We start from the raw sequence: 17,149 nt of genomic DNA, 5'->3' as shown, positions 1-17,149 counted from the left end.
TATCATTATACAACATATATCCTATTACTAAAACAATTCTTCACAATACACTTATAAATAACCAGTTTTTGATAAAATAAAATTATGAACTTTTTACTTAGTCACGTTTAATTTGTAGAAGGGTGGGCAGGTGATGGAAGAGAAAGAACTAATATATAAAGCAAAAAATGGTAATAAATATGCTCTAAATGAGTTACTCTCCCAAAACTATAATACTTTATTAGGATATTGCATTAAAATGACAGGTAATCCGATGCTTGCCCAGGATATAGTACAGGAAACAATGCTCAAAGCTATTTTAAATATTAAAAATTTTACTCCTGAAGTCAAGTTCTCAACATGGCTTTTAAAAATCGCAACTAATACATTTAAAGATTATTTAAGAAAACACAAAAATATTGAACTTGTAGAAGAAATATTTTCAAATACTGAAGAAGATGTAGAAGAGACCGCTATGACAAATATTCAATACAGCGAACTAATGAATATTTTAATGAAACTGCCTTATGAGAAAAGAGCAGTATTCATTTTAAAACACTATTATGGATATAAATACCAAGAAATTGCGAAAATAATGGACTGCCCTGTTGGCACAGTACGGTCACGTTTACACAATGCTATAAAAGAAATAATGTCAGAAATGGGAAGAAGGGGTATATTGTGAAAAGAGAATGTAAAAAAATACAAGACAAAATAATTGATATTCACTACAATGAACTTAGTGACAATACAGAAGTAATTTCACATATTGAAAATTGCAGTGACTGTTATACATTCAAAAAAATTTAAAACTAACATTAAATTACATGGATACCTTAGATATTGATATGTCAGACTTGCAAGTAAATATCGCAGAAATTATAGAAAAGGCAGAGCAAATAAGAAATAAACGAAAAGATAGACTTGAATTGCTTATTTTTATAACCACATCAATAATTTTCTTAATATCATCAGTATTATTTATGGCAAATTTGGATGTTAGGTTGCTCCTATACACGCAAATTTTCCTTTATTTCAATCTGCCATTAATCTTAATACCCTTTTACAAATTAAAGACTTCAAGGAGATGATAAAATGTCCAAAAACACATTAATTTTAATAATTGTAATACCCCTATTATTTCTTCAAGCTTTATGGATTTTTATGGATGCAAAAAAACGTGGTGAAAAATACTACTGGGCATGGGGGATTTTTGGACTCCTAAATATACCTACCTCTTTAATCATATACCTTTTTGTAACAAGGTATGGATATCTTAAATGTCCTAATTGTGGGAAAACAGTAAGAAATGATTACAAATTCTGTCCTTATTGTGGTACTTCTTTAAAGAAAACATGTCCAAAATGTGGAGCTGAAATAAAAGATGATTGGAAATACTGTCCTGAATGTTCAACAAAATTAAAATAATCTGAGGAGGTCTAAATTAATGATTGATAAATTAAGCAATCCTGAATTAATAAAACTACTTCTTCCTTTAGCTATAATCCAGTTAGGACTTACTGTATTTTCAATTTACAGACTTTCAAAAGACAAAGTTAAATATCTTCCAAAATGGGCATGGTTTTTAATTATAATCTTTGGAGAAATATTAGGTTGCTTGATATTTTTAACTATAGGCAGGGAGAGAGAATAACATGATAAAAGCTTTTAATCTAACAAAAAAATACGGTAAATATGAAGTTTTAAAAGGGATAAGTTTTGAAGTTGAAAAAGGAAATATTTACGGCTTATTAGGGCGAAATGGTGCTGGCAAAACTACCACAATGAATATTTTAACAGGGCTTATTGATTATGATGAGGGAGAAATATATATCAATGGTAAAATGTTAAATAGAAATAATAGGAAACTAATTAACGAAATAGGATACCTTCCTGAAAATCCTACTTTTTATAACTACATGACTGGTAGCGAATACCTGTATTTTATAAGTAAAATAAGAGGTATTCCTCATCAAAAAGTTAGAACAGAAGTGGAAGAACTCCTTAATACAGTTAAATTAAAAGAAGCCGCCAACAAAAAAATACAAGGTTATTCAAGAGGAATGAAGCAAAAATTAGGACTGGCGGTGGCTCTTTTAGATAACCCTGAAATAATTTTTTTAGATGAACCTACATCTGCCTTAGATCCAGAAAGCAGATATGATATACTTAATCAAATCTTGGAAATGAAGAAAAATGGAAAAACCATATTCTTATCTACCCATATATTAAGTGATGCTGAGAGAGTTTGCGACTATGTTGGCATACTTGATAAAGGTAAAATTATCTTTTCAGGAAGATTAAAAGAATTAAAGCAAAAATATATTCAGCCTGTGTATGATATTGTCTTTGAAAATTTACCTACCAATGCTGAAGAAAAACTTAATAATGTAAAATGGATTGATGATATTAAAATAGAGAATGATATTATAAGTATTTACGTAAATGACATTGAAGCAGCAAAAAAGAATATCCTCAATGAAATATCAAAACTTAGTATACCTGTTATATCACTGCAAAGAAGAGAAAATACTCTAGAGGACATATTTATAAGGATGGTGAAGCAAAATGAACACCTTTAAAGCATATCTGAAAAAGGAAATAATAGAATCGTGGAGGCATTACAAATATCTAATACTTCTAATTGGCATTGTTCTATTTGCTATACTTGATCCTATAATCCTTAAATTGCTTCCAGAAATGCTTAAAAATGAAATAAATGGTGATTTAGCTTCTTTAATACAAATTGATATGAAATCTGCAGTACAAAATTATATAAAGGATTTAAATCAAATATCATTACTGATAGTGCTTTTAACACTCATGGGAACCCTAAGAGAAGAAGTGTCTTCACAAAAATTAGTATTCCCTTATTCTAAAGGTGCTAACCTTTCAGCTATTGTCATATCAAAAATACTTCATTATTCCGTTACTTTGTCAATTTTCATAATAACTGGATTTGCTATTAATTACTATTACGCAACAACACTTTTCCATAACAACGTCATAGCTTTCAATAAAATATTAATATCATCTATCTTAATGTCAATTTATTATATTTTCATAATAACATTGCTTATATTTTTGAGTAGCATTTTGAAAAAAGGTATAATAGCTGCATTATTAGTATTAATACTTCATATAGTCTCATCAATATTAGTAAATATTGATAAAATAGCTAAATTTATTCCCTACAACTTAATTTCACTTGCGAATTCCTTTAGTACAGAAAATATTTTAACTACAATTATATCGGCAATACTATATTGCATAATATTGTCCATATTTACAATGAAAATAATGAACAAAATTGAAATAATATAACTTTTTCCCGAACAAGGAGACGGTTTTTTTGTTTCATATTGAAATAAGACAAAAGAACCGTCCCCTTGTCTTTTATAAAGAGAGGCTATATTTAATCCTCTCTTTTTTATTTTTTCTGTGGTATAATGTACTAAAGATTTTGTGTGCTAAAGGGAAGTATAAAATGGATAAAAAGGAGATTGCGAATATTTTAAACGATATAGGGTTATTGCTGGAGCTTAAAGGGGAAAATCCTTTTAAGTCGAGAGCTTATTATAATGCTGCGAGGACAATAGAATTATTAGATGAAGATATAGAAATCCTTGTTAAAGAGGATAGATTAAAAGACATAAAAGGGATAGGGGAGGCAATTAATAAAAAGATTACGGAGCTAGTTTTAACAGGTAAAATGAAATATTATGAGGATTTAAAAGCCTCTATTCCTGAAGGGCTTGTTGAAATGCTTAAAATTCCCGGTCTTGGTCCAAAAAAGATAAAGACTATATACGAAAAATTAAATATTACCACAATTAGAGAGTTGGAATATGCTTGTATAGAAAATAGATTGATAGATCTTGCGGGTTTTGGGGAAAAAACTCAAAAGAAAATTTTGGAAGGGATACAGTTTGTAAAGCAATTCAGCGGTCAGCATTTATATCCAGAAGCTTACACAGAAGCGCTTAAATTAAAGGAATATTTAGATATGACTAAAACTGCATTAGTGACGAAAATTGCAGGTAGTTTACGAAGGAAAAAAGAGATAGTAAAAGATATTGATATTTTGGCTGCGGCATCAGATTCCTCAAAAGTTATGGAAGCCTTTGTAAATTATCCAGGGGTAAAGGAAGTTATAGCAAAAGGAGATACAAAAACCAGTGTCATTTTAAAGTCAGGTATAAATGCAGATTTAAGAGTTGTAACGGAAAAAGAATTCCCTTATGCACTTCACCACTTTACAGGCAGCAAAGAGCACAATACTGCAATGAGGCATAGGGCGAAGCAAATGGGTATCAAAATGAACGAATACGGTAGGCAAAAGATGTAATAAACACTTATGAAGTTCATGAAATCTACAAATTATTCCAATTGAAGTGAGATGAATAAATCAATGGGTAGTAAAGGAATAATGAGTTAGCCTAAAGGCGGCTTTTTGCTTTTGAAAGATGCAAAATAGAAGGTAGTTTTTATTAATAGATGCAAGCAACAAAATTTTAAAAACGATTGCTGAACAGGAAATAAATGAGCAGGCAAAACGATAAATTCATAAATAAAAGAGACGATAGCTGGATGTATGTCCTTCCACAGCACCGACTTGCTATCGTCTCTTTAGTTTACCGAAAGATGTTTACCGCCATTTTTTGTTTTGTAAGTATTCATGGATGGAGCGAGCTGCTTTTTTTCCGGCACCCATGGCCAAAATTACAGTAGCTGAACCCGTTACAATATCGCCTCCAGCCCATACCCCTTCTCTGGAAGTTCTTCCCTCTTCATCGACAGCGATATAACCGTGTTTTGTAAGTTCTAAGCCTTCAGTGGTCTTTGTGAGGAGGGGATTAGGGCCAGTACCTATGGCGATTACTACCGTATCAACATCCATAATAAATTCAGAACCCGTTATAGGAACTGGACGACGACGACCCGAAGCGTTAGGTTCTCCAAGTTCCATGCGGATACACTCAATACCTTTGACCCAACCATTTTCGTTACCTATTATTCTCACTGGATTTGTGAGGAAATCAAATATAATACTTTCCTCTTTAGCGTTCTCGAATTCTTCTTTTCTTGCGGGCATTTCTTCTTCAGAACGGCGATACACAATATGAACTTCGTCAGCTCCCATTCTTAGAGCAGACCTGGCTGCATCCATAGCTACATTGCCACCCCCTATTACTGCTACTTTTTTGCCTACCTTTATGGGGGTGTCAGTGTTGGGAAAAGAATAGGCTTTCATCAGGTTTATTCTGGTTAGAAACTCGTTGGCTGAATACACGCCAAGGTAGTTTTCACCAGGTATGCCCATAAATTTCGGGAGGCCAGCTCCGGTGCTGATAAAGACAGCCTCATACCCCATTTCAAAAAGGTCGTCTATCGTCAGAACTTTGCCCATAACCATGTTGGTTTTAATTTCTACGCCCAGCTGTTGTATAAACTTTACTTCTTGTTCCACTATAATTTTCGGTAGCCTGAATTCAGGAATACCGTATACCAGTACGCCGCCGGGTTTGTGAAGAGCTTCAAAGATCGTTACATCATAGCCGAGTTTAGCCAAATCTCCTGCACAGGTGAGACCGGCGGGCCCGGAACCGATGATGGCCACTTTTTTACCAAGCTTTTTAGGAATTACCGGGGGACGGATACCTTTTGTTCTCTCCCAGTCTGCTGCGAACCGTTCTAGGCGACCTATGGCCACAGGTTCACCTACTTTGCCCAAAACACAGTTTTTCTCGCATTGTGCTTCTTGTGGACAGACTCTGCCACATATGGCGGGCAAGCTGTTGGTTTCTTTTATAATCTTTATAGCTCCTTCAAAATCTCTTTCTGCAATACGTTTTATAAACTGGGGAATTTGTACCTGAACGGGGCACCCTTCAACACATCCTGGTTTTTTACACTGAAGGCACCTCTGGGCTTCACTAACTGCCTCTTCTTCCGAATAGCCCAAAGCTACTTCGTTAAAATTACGCCTGCGGACTTCAGGCTTTTGGGTAGGCATGGGTGTTTTCTTTTTGCTTCTATTTAACGGCATCTTTATCAGCTCCTTCTATTTTGTTGATTAATTTGCATTCATGAGCTTCATTAAATCTTTCGAGGGAAATTTTTTCTTCCTCCTTATAAGTGGCCAATCTTTTTATTAGTTCATCGAAATCTACTTTATGGCCGTCGAAAGCCGGACCATCAACGCAAGCAAATTTGATTTCTCCGTCTACGGTGACACGACACCCACCGCACATGCCTGTGCCGTCTACCATTATGGGATTAAGGCTCACCATAGTGGGTATGCCATAGGGCTTGGTAATTTCGCTTCCTATTTTCATCAAAATCGGGGGACCTATGATAATAATCTCATCAAATTTTTCACCTTGTTCTAAAAGCTCTTTAAGTACTACTGTGACAAACCCATGGCGGCCTTTTGAGCCATCGTCGGTGCAGATATACATCCTGTCACTTACAGCTTTTATCTCTTCTTCCAAGATTAGCAATTCAGCTGTCCTAGCACCTATAATAGAAACTACTTCTACCCCCTGCTGATGAAGCATTTTGAGTTTAGGATAAAGTGGAGCAATACCAAGGCCTCCGCCTATTCCTAAAACTTTCTTGTGATTAGGAAACTCCACTGGAACTCCTAATGGGCCAACAAAGTCCTCTATATAGTCTCCCGCTTCCAAAGTCCCCAGCTCACGGGTGGTTTTACCTACCTCTTGGAATACTATTGTAACAGTGCCATTCTGGGCATCGTAGTCCGCAATAGTAAGGGGAATCCGCTCTCCTCCTTCTTTTATCCTTAGTATAACGAATTGGCCTGGCCTTGCTTTTTTAGCCACTAGTGGTGCCTCTATTACAAACAACTTGATGGAAGGTGCCAATTCTCTTTTTTCTAAAATTTTGAACATGATAATCCTCCTCTTCTATTAAGATTTCAGCAATATTTTATCACTTTCGAAGATATTATTAGTATTAATGACAATAAAAATGTTACGAAAATAACTATTTATTGTTATTTTTTAACAAAAGGCCGATGTGTCACAAAAAAACCGTTGTATTTAGCTTTATCAACATAAAAATGGGGGTTTAAGTCCCCATTTTTATGTTAATATCACAACAGGTTTGATTAGGTCTTTTGGTTTATCTTTCATCAGCATTAGAGCTTTTTCAATATTATCAAATCCTTGAAAAACATGAGTGACGAGTTTGGAAGGATCGACACGCTTATAAAAAACAAGGTCAATCAGTCTTTCCATTCTTAGACGTCCACCAGGGCATAAACCGCCTTTTATAGCTTTATGAGCCATGCCGCAACCCCATTCAAGACGAGGAACAGGCAGAACATCTCCTTCGCCAAAATAATTTACATTAGCGATGGTGCCGCCTGGTTTAACAATCTTAACTGCTGTAGCCATAATGTCAGCATTTCCTCCAGCGATGATGGCAGCATCAACACCTTTGCCTTCCGTTAAATCCATAATCTGGCTTTCGATAGGACCATTTTTATAGTTTACAATATCAGTAGCTCCATAGTATTTTGCAGCATCTACACAAACAGGTCTACTGCCTACTGCAATAATTCTTCCAGCACCCCGCAATTTGGCACCAGCGACTGCCATAAGACCTACTGGACCAATACCCAAAACCGCTACCGTTGCACCTAATTCTATTTCTGCCAGTTCGGCTCCGTGAAAGCCAGTAGTCATCATATCGGGAATCATAACTGCAGCTTCCAATGGAATTTCCTTAGGCAGATGTGCTAAATTCATATCAGCATCGTTCACATGAAAAAATTCACCAAAAACACCATCTTTTATATTCGAAAATTTCCAGCCTGCCAGCATTCCACCAGAGTGTTGGTGATATCCTCTTTGTACTTCAGAGGTTCGCCAATCAGGGGTAATAGCTGGTACAACAACGCGATCACCAGGTTTAAAATCTTTTACCTCACTACCTACTTCAACTACTTCACCTACAGCTTCGTGACCGAGTATCATGTTATGTCTTTCGCCAATAGCACCTTCAAAAACGGTATGAACGTCCGAAGTGCAAGGGGCCACAGCTAGAGGTCTTACGATAGCGTCAAAAGGGCCGGGAGTAGGCTTTTCTTTTTCAATCCAACCGACTTTACCGATACTGAGCATTGCAAAACCTTTCATTATTAAGACACCTCCTGAAATACTGGGAAAGTTATTAATGTGAATACTAGCTAACCCGTTAATTATTAATAATTTATTTTATAATTGTATACAGTATACAATTTATAATATAACACATCGTTAGGAATTTGTCAATCATTATTTTTTATTTTTGCGAAATAATTTAACGAAATTTTTTATGAAAAACTCTTGAAAAAATTTTTTATGGTGGTATAATGTAAAATAAAAGTTGTATAATTATAAATTAAATATTGTATTTATGCATTAAAAAATATTTTTTTAACACTTTATGCATAAATATAAATCAAAGCGTATATATATTAATAAATGACAGGGGATGTAAAAGAGGGAGGCACTTTAAATGGTGAGAGTAGGAATATTTGGGGCAACGGGTTATACAGGAGTCGAACTTATAAGAATTCTCTCAAAGCATGAAAAAGTAGAGATAAAATATCTTTCTTCTCAAAGTTATAATACCAAAGCAATTTCGGATGTTTATTCATCCCTCATTGGTTTTTGCGACAAAGAGTTGGAAGAGTTAAGCCTAGAAAAGGCAATGTCAGAATGCGATGTCATATTTACGGCTTTGCCTTCAGGTCATGCTTCAAAAATCGCCAGAGAAGCTGTAAAAAAAGGAGTAAAGGTGATTGACTTAGGAGCTGACTTTAGATTTGACGATTACTCTGTCTATAAAGAATGGTATGGTGGAGATTATGAAAATTATGAAGGTATTAAAAGGGTATATGGTCTTCCGGAAGTTTACAGAGATACTATAAAAGAGGCTCAAGTTGTAGGAAATCCTGGATGTTATCCTACAAGCGTTATATTAGGACTTATGCCTCTTTTGAAAAATGGCATAATAGAGGGGAATGTAATTGTTGATTCAAAGTCAGGTGTATCAGGTGCAGGTCACAATCTCTCCCATAACAATATGTATGCAGAATGCAATGAAAACATAAAAGCGTATAATGTTGCAAAGCATAGACATATCCCAGAGATTGAGCAAGAGCTTTCAAAAGTTTTTGGTGAAAAAGTGTCAGTTGTGTTTACTCCCCACCTTACGCCAATGACAAGAGGAATTTTAAGTACTATGTATTGCAAACTAAAAAAAGATATGGATGTAAACACTGTTTATAATGTTTACACCGATTTTTATAAAAATGAGTATTTTGTAAAAGTGTTACAACCTGGTAATTACCCCGCAACAAAAAACGTGTATGGTTCAAACTTTTGCCACATAGGGTTTGAGATTGATAAACATACAAGTACTCTAATAGTTATGTCTGCTATTGACAATCTTGTCAAAGGAGCGTCAGGCCAGGCAGTGCAAAATATGAATATTATGTTTGGAATAAATGAAAATACTGGACTTGATATAGTTCCAATATATCCTTAGATAAAACCACAAACAAAAAATAAAGGGATTTGGAGGATTTGATAATGGAAGAGTTGGAGATTTTAGAAGGAAGCATTGAACTGCCAAAAGGCTTTTTAGCCTCAGGCATTTTTGCAGGGATAAAAAAAGTAAAAAGGATATTGCATTAATATATTCAGAAAAAGTGGCAAATGCAGCAGCAGTATTTACAACGAATAAGGTTAAAGCGGCGCCAGTCCTTCTTGATATGAAAAGAATAGAAAAAGGTATAGCACAGGCGATCATTATAAACAGTGGCAATGCCAATGCCTGCACAGGAGAAAAAGGCTTTGAGGATGCGGTTAACATGGCAAAAAAAGTGTCACAACTTCTTAAAATAGATGAAGAAAATGTGCTGGTATGTTCTACAGGAGTTATTGGAGTACCTCTTCCTATGGAAAAAGTTTTAAAAGGGATTGAGGCTGCGGCAGAAAATCTTTCAACAGAGGGTGGGTACCAGGCGGCTGAAGCTATAATGACAACAGATACCTTTTTAAAAGGTGTGACAGCCAAGTTTGTAATAGAAGGTAAAATTGTTACAATGACAGGGTTTGCGAAAGGGTCAGGTATGATACATCCAAATATGGCCACAATGCTTTCTTTTATACTTACAGATGCTAATATAACTAAGGTTGCATTAAATAAAGCTTTTAAAGAAACTGTAGACAAAACTTATAACATGATTTCTGTTGATGGAGATATGAGCACAAATGATACAGCGATAATACTTGCAAATGGGGAAGCGCAAAACAAAACAATAGAAGAAGGGACTCATGAATTTGATGTGTTTTATAAAGCCTTAGAGTATGTGAATAAAACTCTTGCAAAACTTATTGTGAAGGATGGGGAAGGAGCAACTAAATTCATGGAAGTAAATGTAATAAATGCAAAAACTGAAAAAGATGCAAGATTAGCTGCAAAGTCTATCGTAAACTCAAATCTTGTAAAGACAGCTATATTCGGTGAAGATGCCAACTGGGGAAGGATTCTCGCGGCAGTGGGGTATTCAGGGGCAGATTTTGACGTAAGTAGAGTTGACATATATTTAAAAAGCGTGAAGGGAGAGGTTAAAGTTTGTGAAAACGGCGGATACATCTTTTTTGATGAGGCTTTAGCCAAAGAAATTTTAAAAGAAAAAGAAATTACTCTAACTGTAGATATGAAAGCCGGGGAATGTACTGCGACTTCTTGGGGGTGCGATTTAAGCTATGACTATGTGAAAATCAATGGGAGTTACAGGACATGATTAGAAAAGAGAAGTTTGGCGATGAAATTGCAAAAGCCCATGTTTTAATAGAAGCACTCCCATACATTAAGAAGTTTTCTGGCAAGACTGTTGTAATAAAATATGGTGGAAGTGCAATGTTAGACTGCAATTTAAAAAGAATGGTAATGCAGGACATTGTATTGATGAAATTTGTAGGATTAAATCCTGTAGTTGTACATGGCGGTGGACCAGAAATAAATAACATGCTAAAAAGATTAGGCATAGAGTCAAAGTTTGTGAAGGGACTGCGGGTTACTGACGAGGTAACTATGGAAGTTGTTGAAATGGTACTAGTGGGGCGCATTAATAAGGAAATTGTATCTATGATCAATGAATTAGGCGGTCAGGCGATTGGCATAAGTGGAAAAGATGGCAAACTTTTAAAGGCGGAAAAGGACACATCGAATGGCGACATAGGATACGTAGGAAAAATTGTAGATGTAAACATAGATGTAATAACGATGATGCTGGAAAAAGGCTATATACCTGTTATTGCACCGACATCTTTCGGAGATGACGGCAAAACGTACAATGTAAATGCGGATACTGCAGCAGGAAAAATCGCAGAAGCATTAAAGGCTGAAAAACTAATTTTACTTACAGATGTCGAAGGAATTCTATCAAATATAAATGATAAAAGTAGCCTAATATCCCGAATGGACTTAGAGCACGCAAAAGAATTTATGAATTCGGGACGCATAAACGGTGGAATGATACCAAAACTTGAATGTTGCATAAAAGCTGTTGAAAATGGAGTAAAAAGAGCTCACATCATTGACGGAAGGCTTACACATTCACTGCTTCTTGAAATTTTTACTGATGAAGGAATAGGAACTATGATAGGAAAGGAATGTTTTGATGATGATAAGCGTTGATGATAAGAAATATGTAATGAATACTTACAGCAGATACCCTATTACCCTGGTGGAGGGGAAAGGGACAAAAGTGTGGGATGACAAAGGGAATGTTTATCTCGATTTTGTTGCAGGCATTGCAGTAAATTCATTGGGGCATTGTCATCCGGCATTAGTTGATGCTATAAAGAACCAATCCGAAAAACTTATACACTGTTCTAATCTTTATTGGAATGAGAATCAGATACAACTTGCAAAGATAATCGCGGAAAACTCCTTTGGGAATAAGGTATTTTTTGCAAATAGTGGTGCAGAAGCAAATGAAGGCGCAATAAAACTTGCCAGAAAATATGCCTCATTAAAATACGGTGATAAAAGGTATAAAGTTATATCTGCCAAAAATTCTTTTCACGGTAGAACTTTTGGGGCACTTACTGCGACAGGTCAAGAGAAGTATCACAAAGGTTTTGGCCCACTTCTCTCTGGTTTTAAATATGTACCTTTTAATGATATTGATGCTCTTTATGAAGCTATTGATGATGAAGTGTGTGCGATTATGCTTGAAGTAGTGCAAGGTGAAGGCGGTATCCATGAAGCTATACCAGAGTATATAAAGGCGGCAAGAGAGATATGTGATGAAAATGACATTCTCTTTATAATAGACGAAGTTCAGACAGGTATAGGTCGTACAGGAAAACTTTTTGGATATGAACATTACGGCATAACTCCTGACATTATGACTTTGGCAAAGGGATTGGGGGAGGCTTCCCAATAGGAGCTATTGTCGCAAAAGAGGATAAAGCTGTTTTTCAACCGGGAGACCATGCCTCCACATTTGGAGGAAATCCCCTTGCTTGTGCCGCAGGAATTGCGGTTATGAATGAAATAACAAAGGAAGGCTTTTTAGATAGTGTGGCTCAAAAAGGCGAGTATTTTAGGAGAAAACTTAAAAATTTAAAGGAGAAATACAGTGTCATAAAAGAGGTGAGAGGAAAGGGCCTTATGATAGGCTGTCAAATGGATATGGAAGAGGCTTCGGATATTGTGACAAAGGCAATGGAAAAAGGCTTACTTATAAATTGTATCAGTCACAATGTTTTAAGATTTGTCCCTCCTCTTACTGTGACAGAAGAGGAAATAGATACGGCGTTAATAATACTGGAGGATGTACTTTGTGAAATGGGGTTTTAGCATGAAAGGTTATTTAAAACTTGAGGATGGAAGCATATTTGAAGGTGAGTTAATAAGCAAAAACAAAAAAGGATATGGAGAGGTTGTTTTTACCACAGGTATGACAGGCTATCAAGAAGCCATAACAGATCCATCTTATGCAGGTCAAATAGTTGTCATGACATATCCTTTAATAGGAAATTACGGCATTAACAAATACGACTTTCAATCAGAAAAGCCTTATATAAGAGGATTTGTGGTACGGGAATATTGCGATAAGCCTAGTAATTTTCAAAGTGAGGAGTCGCTTTTAAGCTATCTTGATAAGCACAACATACCAGTATTATCGGGAATTGATACAAGGGCTTTGACAAAAAAGCTTAGAGAAAATGGAACTATGAGAGGAATTATAACTTGTAACCCTGACGACGACATAGAATTTGACCAAACAAATCTTTTAGAAGAAGTTTCTACAAAAAGGTCATATCGTATAGCGGGTATTGGCCCAAAACTTGCTTTTATTGACCTTGGCACAAAAAAGTATTTTAAAGATGCTAAATTCTGTTGGGTTTGATATTTATGTGTTTCCTTATAATACAAGTTATGATGATGTTATGCAAATAAATCCCGATGCAATATTTCTTTCAAATGGACCAGGAGACCCTAAAGATGCAGTTTATGCAATAGAACTTACTAAACAATTTATAGGTATAAAACCTGTGCTTGGAATATGCTTAGGGCATCAAATAATAGCCATTGCTCTTGGATGTAATACAGTAAAGATGAAATTTGGCCACAGAGGTGCAAATCAACCTGTTAAGGATTTACTAACAAATAAAGACTATATAACTTCTCAAAACCACGGATACGCTGTTGAAGATGAGTCAATAGATAAAGACAAGATAACTGTAACCCATATAAACTTAAACGATGGAACAGTAGAAGGCATTATGCATAAGTTTCTGCCAGTTTTTTCTGTGCAGTATCATCCTGAGGCATGTCCTGGACCCCGTGATTCAACAGATATTTTTGATAAATTCATGGATATAGTCATGGTTTACAAAAGGAGGTCTTATTTTGCCGAAGTATAAGGATATTAGTAAGGTTCTGGTAATAGGCTCAGGCCCTATTATAATAGGGCAAGCAGCGGAGTTTGATTATTCAGGAACCCAAGCCTGTAAATCCTTAAAAGAAGAAGGGGTACAAGTCGTTCTGGTAAACAACAATCCAGCTACCATAATGACTGATACTGATATAGCAGATATTGTTTATATTGAAAATCCTACTGTTTCTGTAGTTGAAAAAATAATAGCTAAAGAAAAACCCGATGGAATTCTTGCTACCTTAGGAGGACAGACAGGGCTTAATCTTGCTGTCAAACTTAAAGAAGAAGGAATTTTAGATAAATATAATGTAAAACTTTTAGGAACTTCTTTTGAGTCAATAAAAACTGCAGAAGATAGAGAACTTTTTAAAAGAAAAATGCAGGAAATAAGAGAGCCAGTTGCTGAAAGTATCACAGTCACAAATGTAGAGGATGCACTTAAATTTGCTAAAAATTACGGTTATCCTTTGATAATAAGGCCTGCATATACACTCGGAGGTACAGGCGGTGGTATAGCCCACAATGACGAAGAACTTATATCGATTGTGGATTTAGGTCTTAAAAAAAGCATGGCTCAAGAAGTACTTGTTGAAAAATCTCTGTATGGATGGAAAGAAATAGAGTTTGAAGTAATGAGAGATGCTGCTGATAATTGTATTACCATCTGTAGCATGGAAAATTTTGATCCTGTAGGAGTTCATACAGGAGATAGTATAGTTGTAGCGCCAGTGCAGACTTTGTCAGATTACGAATATCAAATGTTAAGAAGTGCAAGTATTAAAATAATCAAGGCTTTAAAAATTGAGGGAGGATGTAATATCCAATTTGCTTTAGATCCCCAAAGCCACAAATACTACGTTATAGAAGTAAACCCAAGGGTTAGTCGTTCAAGCGCACTGGCATCAAAAGCGACAGGTTATCCTATTGCAAAGGTTGCTGCAAAAATTGCAATAGGGCTTAGACTTGATGAAATAAAAAATCCTGTAACAGGTAAAACAACTGCATTTTTTGAACCTGCACTGGATTATGTTGTGACAAAAATACCGAGATGGCCTTTTGACAAATTTTATACTACTGATAGAAAAATAGGTACACAGATGAAGGCGACAGGAGAAGTAATGGCAATAGAAAGGTCTTTTGAAGCCTCCCTCTTGAAGGCCGTAAGGTCATTAGAGATAAAAGCTTACGGCCTTCGATTAAACAATATAAAAGGCATGAAAACAGAAGAAATACTAAAAGGCATATCAGTTCCTAATGACATGAGGCTATTTTATATAGCAGAAGCTCTTCGCCGCGATATAGACATTGATTATATAAATGACGTTACAAAAATAGACAAATGGTTTTTAAATAAGCTTTTAAATATTATAAATATGGAAAGGGAAATAGAGAAAAATGAGTTAAGGGAAGAGATTCTTAAAAAAGCAAAGAGAATGGGCTTTTCAGATAGAGAGATTGCAACGATAAAGGGAATTAAAGAAGAAGATGTGAGAACATTGAGGAAAAAATATGGTATATATCCTTCTTATAAAATGGTAGATACCTGTGCAGCAGAGTTTGAATCAATTACACAATATATATATTCAACTTATTGTGAGGAAGACGAAGTTGAGACCCATGATATACCAAAGGTAATTGTAATAGGTTCTGGTCCTATAAGAATTGGTCAGGGAATTGAGTTTGATTACTGTTCTGTTAAAGCCTTGTGGGCTTTAAGAGATGCTGGAATTAAATCTATCATAATAAACAACAATCCTGAAACTGTCAGCACAGACTTTGACACGGGAGACAGGTTGTACTTTGAGCCTATTACATTGGAGGATGTTTTAAACATATATGAAAAAGAAAAACCACTTGGTGTAATGGTAATGTTTGGCGGCCAGACAGCGATAAATCTTACAGAAGAGTTAGTCAAAAACGGAGTGAAAATATTAGGCACATCGCATGAAAGTATTGACATAAGTGAAGACAGGGAAAAATTCTCAAAACTTTTAAAAGAGCTAAACATCAATCAACCTAAAGGCGAATATGCATTAACAGTAGGAGATGCAAAAGATATAGCCTTAAAACTTGGTTTTCCACTTCTTGTAAGGCCATCCTATGTTATAGGCGGTCAATCCATGGAAAAAGTTAACACACTTCAAGAGATAATCGACTATGTTTCAAATGCAACCCAAGTATCTCCAGGCAAACCTGTTTTAATAGATAAATATATAGATGGAAGAGAAGTAGAAGTTGATGCAGTTTCAGATGGTGAGTGTGTATTAATACCCGGAATAATGGAGCACATAGAAAGAGCTGGAGTGCATTCAGGAGATAGTTTCTCAATATATCCTGCAAGAAATTTGTCTGAACGGGAGATAAACACTATTATCGAATACACAGAGAAGATTTCAAAAGCTTTAAATGTAAAAGGACTTATAAATATTCAATTTGCTGTAAAAGAAGGCACTGTATACGTGTTAGAAGTAAATCCCAGAGCTTCACGTACTGTACCTATTATGAGCAAAGCAACGGGTATACCTATGGTAAAACTCGCAGTAGAAGTGGCCTTAGGCAAAAGGCTAAAAGAGTTAAGTTATAAAGGCGGTTTATGGCCGCAGACCCCATATACGGTTGTAAAAGCTCCCGTATTTTCTATGGAAAAATTGACAGATGTTGAAGTTTCACTAAGTCCTGAAATGAAATCAACTGGAGAAATAATGGGTATAGATTTAAGCTATGAAGGAGCACTTTACAAAGCTTTAGAAGGAGCAGGCCTTAAAATACCTAAAAAAGGTAAGATTCTTCTTTCAATAGCGGAAAGAGATTTTCAAGAAGCAGTATCTTTAGTAGAAAAATTGCAGGGCTTAAGTTATGAAATATATGCCACATACAGGACAGGTAAGTATTTGAGTTTGATGGGTATTCATGTAAATATTATGTCTCTTGACAATGCAATAAAATTGCTGAAGGATGGATATTTTGACGCTGTAGTAAATACACCGACAAAAGGTAAAAAACCTGATAATACGGGATTTAAGTTAAGAAGAACATCAGTAGAATATAGAATTCCTCTTTTTACATCTATAGATACTATAAAAGCGGCATTAAATGCTGTGTCAAAAGTAAATATAAACGGCTTGTCCATTTTATCTGTAAATGAATATCAAGAAATACAAAAGGATAATGTCAAAAATTTGGTTTTGTAAGGAG

Annotated in this window: 12 protein-coding genes and 4 pseudogenes; 13 read left to right on the top strand and 3 right to left on the bottom strand. The window is 35.3% G+C overall.

What is annotated here, in order from left to right; genetic code table 11:
• The first annotated feature begins 133 nt into the window (after nt 1-133).
• The 7 genes and pseudogenes from sigY to OEI98_RS13695 all read left to right on the top strand — a co-directional run.
• On the top strand, nt 134-664 hold the full coding sequence (gene sigY, locus OEI98_RS13725; protein ID WP_003869679.1) for an RNA polymerase sigma factor SigY: 531 nt from the start codon (nt 134-136) through the stop codon (nt 662-664).
• 142 nt (nt 665-806) lie between these two features.
• Nucleotides 807-1,070 carry a hypothetical protein gene (locus OEI98_RS13720; protein WP_266038499.1) on the top strand — a complete coding sequence of 88 codons (264 nt, stop codon included), beginning with the start codon at nt 807-809 and terminating at the stop codon, nt 1,068-1,070.
• A 4-nt stretch (nt 1,071-1,074) separates the two neighbouring features.
• Nucleotides 1,075-1,407: a zinc ribbon domain-containing protein gene (locus OEI98_RS13715; RefSeq protein WP_003868124.1), complete on the top strand. Its 333-nt coding sequence runs from the start codon at nt 1,075-1,077 to the stop codon at nt 1,405-1,407.
• 19 nt (nt 1,408-1,426) lie between these two features.
• A complete protein-coding gene (locus OEI98_RS13710; protein WP_003868125.1) occupies nt 1,427-1,633 on the top strand; it encodes a PLDc N-terminal domain-containing protein in 207 nt (68 codons plus the stop codon).
• 1 nt (nt 1,634) lies between these two features.
• The gene (locus OEI98_RS13705; RefSeq protein WP_003869681.1) at nt 1,635-2,561 is read left to right on the top strand and encodes an ABC transporter ATP-binding protein; all 927 of its coding nucleotides are present in this window, start codon (nt 1,635-1,637) and stop codon (nt 2,559-2,561) included.
• On the top strand, nt 2,548-3,303 hold the full coding sequence (locus OEI98_RS13700) for an ABC transporter permease (protein ID WP_003869682.1): 756 nt from the start codon (nt 2,548-2,550) through the stop codon (nt 3,301-3,303). Before OEI98_RS13705 ends, OEI98_RS13700 begins: the two co-directional genes overlap by 14 nt.
• Nucleotides 3,304-3,466: 163 nt before the next feature.
• Nucleotides 3,467-4,312: pseudogene (locus tag OEI98_RS13695) on the top strand (helix-hairpin-helix domain-containing protein); the annotation flags it as partial.
• Nucleotides 4,313-4,627: 315 nt separating this feature from the next.
• Here OEI98_RS13695 and gltA read toward each other — a convergent pair.
• The 3 genes from gltA to OEI98_RS13680 form a co-directional block, all read right to left on the bottom strand.
• Nucleotides 4,628-6,028: an NADPH-dependent glutamate synthase gene (gltA, locus tag OEI98_RS13690; RefSeq protein ID WP_266038492.1), complete on the bottom strand. Its 1,401-nt coding sequence runs from the start codon at nt 6,026-6,028 to the stop codon at nt 4,628-4,630.
• Complete coding sequence (locus tag OEI98_RS13685) at nt 6,015-6,893, bottom strand: sulfide/dihydroorotate dehydrogenase-like FAD/NAD-binding protein (protein WP_003869685.1); 879 nt, start codon at nt 6,891-6,893, stop codon at nt 6,015-6,017. Before OEI98_RS13685 ends, gltA begins: the two co-directional genes overlap by 14 nt.
• Before the next feature lie 192 nt (nt 6,894-7,085).
• Nucleotides 7,086-8,144 carry an NADP-dependent isopropanol dehydrogenase gene (locus OEI98_RS13680; protein ID WP_003869686.1) on the bottom strand — a complete coding sequence of 353 codons (1,059 nt, stop codon included), beginning with the start codon at nt 8,142-8,144 and terminating at the stop codon, nt 7,086-7,088.
• 361 nt (nt 8,145-8,505) lie between these two features.
• Here OEI98_RS13680 and argC point away from each other — a divergent pair, with 361 nt between their 5' ends.
• From argC to carB, 6 genes and pseudogenes are all read left to right on the top strand, one after another.
• Complete coding sequence (gene argC / locus OEI98_RS13675; RefSeq protein ID WP_266038488.1) at nt 8,506-9,540, top strand: N-acetyl-gamma-glutamyl-phosphate reductase; 1,035 nt, start codon at nt 8,506-8,508, stop codon at nt 9,538-9,540.
• A gap of 44 nt (nt 9,541-9,584) precedes the next feature.
• Nucleotides 9,585-10,804: pseudogene (argJ, locus tag OEI98_RS13670) on the top strand (bifunctional glutamate N-acetyltransferase/amino-acid acetyltransferase ArgJ).
• Nucleotides 10,801-11,700, top strand: a complete 900-nt coding sequence (argB, locus tag OEI98_RS13665) for an acetylglutamate kinase (protein WP_004398895.1) — start codon at nt 10,801-10,803, stop codon at nt 11,698-11,700. The pseudogene argJ and the gene argB overlap by 4 nt, the downstream one beginning before the upstream one ends.
• Nucleotides 11,687-12,870: pseudogene (locus OEI98_RS13660) on the top strand (acetylornithine transaminase). Before argB ends, OEI98_RS13660 begins: the two are co-directional and overlap by 14 nt.
• Before the next feature lies 1 nt (nt 12,871).
• Nucleotides 12,872-13,940: pseudogene (gene carA / locus OEI98_RS13655) on the top strand (glutamine-hydrolyzing carbamoyl-phosphate synthase small subunit).
• Entirely contained in the window at nt 13,927-17,145 is a 3,219-nt protein-coding gene (carB, locus tag OEI98_RS13650; protein ID WP_266038485.1) for a carbamoyl-phosphate synthase (glutamine-hydrolyzing) large subunit, read from the top strand. The pseudogene carA and the gene carB overlap by 14 nt, the downstream one beginning before the upstream one ends.
• Nucleotides 17,146-17,149 lie beyond the last annotated feature (4 nt).

The sequence above is a fragment of the Thermoanaerobacter sp. RKWS2 genome, from assembly GCF_026240795.1.
Taxonomy (GTDB): domain Bacteria; phylum Bacillota; class Thermoanaerobacteria; order Thermoanaerobacterales; family Thermoanaerobacteraceae; genus Thermoanaerobacter; species Thermoanaerobacter ethanolicus.
Note: the sequence above shows the minus strand (reverse complement) of the source record. Positions and strands in the feature narration are given on the sequence as shown.